The following is a 2384-nucleotide window of genomic DNA, read 5'->3' as shown; positions in this document are numbered from 1 at the left end:
TTGTATATATTACTAGAAATATATGAAATATGAAGGAGATAAAATGAGAAAAGTAGAATTATTAGCCCCCGCTGGTGATTTAGAAAAATTAAAAATAGCATTTGAATATGGAGCAGATGCAGTTTATATAGGTGGAGAAATTTTTGGGATGAGATCAGCAGCCAAGAATTTTACTAAGGAAAATATGATAGAGGGTGTAAACTTCGCCCACGAAAGAAACAAGAAAGTTTTTGTTACTTGCAATATAATACCTAGAAGTGAAGATTTAGAATTACTTAGAAATTATTTATTAGAGTTAGATGAGATTGGAGTAGATGCTGTAATAGTATCAGATCCAGGCGTGTTTAAAATAGTAAGAGAAACTATACCTAACATGGAAATTCATATAAGTACTCAAGCAAGTACAACAAACTATACTGCTGCAAACTTCTGGTATAACCAAGGAGCTCAAAGAATAGTAACAGCAAGAGAGCTATCTTTTGAAGAAACGAAAGAAATAAGAGAACATATTCCACAGGATATGGATATAGAGGCATTTGTACACGGAGCAATGTGTATGTCTTATTCAGGGAAATGTACAATAAGTAATTATACGACAGGAAGAGATGCAAACAAAGGTTCATGTGCTCAATCTTGTAGATGGAAGTACACTTTAATGGAAGAAAATAATGGTGAGTATACTCCTGTAGTAGATGATATAGATCCAGAATTCTTCTTTAATACTAAAGATTTATGCATGATAGAGTATATACCACAAATTTTTGACAGTGGAATTACTTCTTTAAAAATAGAAGGAAGAATGAAAACAGCTTATTATGTAGCAACTACAGTAAGAGCTTATAGAATGGCTATAGATGAATACTACAAAGATCCTAAAAATTGGAAGTTTAATCCTATTTGGTTGGAAGAGCTGAAAAAAGGAAGTCATAGAGATTACTCTACAGGATTTTTCTTAAATAGACCTGATGAAAATTCTAATAATTATAAATCAGCTTCTTATATAAGAAATTATGATTTTATAGGATTAGTCAAAGGTTATGAAGAAGAAACTGGATTATATATAGTTGAGCAAAGAAATAAAATGTATGTAGGAGATAAAATTGAAGTTATAGGACCTTACAAAGATACAATGTTTACGACAATAGAAGAAATGTATGATGAAGATGGAAATCCGATTGAATCAGCACCTCATGCAAGACAAATAGTCAAAATGAAGGTTACAATAAAGCTAGAAGAAAATTATATATTAAGAAAGCCTATAGAAAAAACAAGAATTTTATAGATATTTATTAAGGAAGTGAGAGTATAAATGATTATAGGAAGAAATGACAAATGTTGGTGTGGAAGTGGCGAAAAATATAAAAAATGCCATATGAAATTTGATGAAAAATTAAAAGAATTTAAATCAAAAGGTTATGAAGTACCACATAGAAGTTTAATAAAAAATCAAGAACAAATAGAAAAAATAAAAGCAAGTGCTAAAATAAATAATGAAATATTAGACTTAGTTGGAAAAGAGATAAAAGCAGGTATGACTACTGAAGAAATTGATAAAATAGTTCATGACTATACAATTTCACAAGGAGCTGTACCAGCACCACTAGGATACAGTGGATTTCCTAAAAGTTGTTGTACATCAGTAAATGATCAAATATGTCATGGTATACCAGATGGATATGTTTTAAAAGATGGGGATATAGTAAATGTTGATGTTTCTACCATATTAGACGGATATTATTCAGATGCATCTAGAATGTATATGATAGGTGAAGTATCTGATAATGCTAAGAAATTAGTTGAAGTTACCAAAGAATGTATGATAAAAGGTATAGAAGCTGTTAAACCATGGACTAGACTTGGTAATGTTGGATACACAATAGAGCAACTTGCAAAATCTAATGGATACTCTGTAGTTAGAGAATTTGGAGGACATGGTATAGGATTAGACTTCCATGAAGACCCATTTGTATTCCACTATGGTACAAGAGAAGAAGGAATGCTTATGGTTCCAGGAATGATATTTACTATAGAGCCAATGATAAATGAAGGGCACCATGAACTATATATAGATGCAGATAATGGTTGGACATCTTATACTGATGATGGAAAACTTTCTGCACAATGGGAAAATATGATACTTGTAACTGAAGATGGATGTGAAATATTAGCATATTAAATAGTAAAAGAACACTTATATAAGTGTTCTTTTTTTATATAAGGATATTATAGTGCTTTTAAATTTGTTTAAAACTCGTGAAGGTACGTGATATTATTCTCAATCTTAATGAAATGAAGTGTAGCGCTCACTCAGTGGCTTGAGCCAAGTAAATTTTTTATTGTAGGGAGATTATGAAACCTTTGAATAGTGAAATTTTATATGAATT

General features: G+C 30.5%; 2 protein-coding genes. Both read left to right on the top strand.

Going from position 1 to position 2384, the window contains the following annotated elements:
• Positions 1-43 precede the first annotated feature (43 nt).
• Positions 44-1282, top strand: a complete 1239-nt coding sequence (locus NSA58_RS18970; protein ID WP_039681435.1) for a peptidase U32 family protein — start codon at positions 44-46, stop codon at positions 1280-1282.
• 27 nt (positions 1283-1309) lie between these two features.
• Positions 1310-2176: a methionyl aminopeptidase gene (locus NSA58_RS18965; protein WP_039681436.1), complete on the top strand. Its 867-nt coding sequence runs from the start codon at positions 1310-1312 to the stop codon at positions 2174-2176.
• Positions 2177-2384: the final 208 nt, after the last annotated feature.

Origin of the sequence: Terrisporobacter muris (assembly GCF_024621905.1) — a bacterium.
Taxonomy (GTDB): Bacteria; Bacillota; Clostridia; order Peptostreptococcales; family Peptostreptococcaceae; genus Terrisporobacter; species Terrisporobacter muris.
Note: the sequence above shows the minus strand (reverse complement) of the source record. Positions and strands in the feature narration are given on the sequence as shown.

Excerpts from the sequence above, each read along its gene's own strand:
- NSA58_RS18970 (WP_039681435.1), top strand. The coding sequence starts at position 44 with ATGAGAAAAGTAGAATTATTAGCCCCCGCTGGTGATTTAGAAAAATTA.
- NSA58_RS18965 (WP_039681436.1), top strand. The coding sequence starts at position 1,310 with ATGATTATAGGAAGAAATGACAAATGTTGGTGTGGAAGTGGCGAAAAA.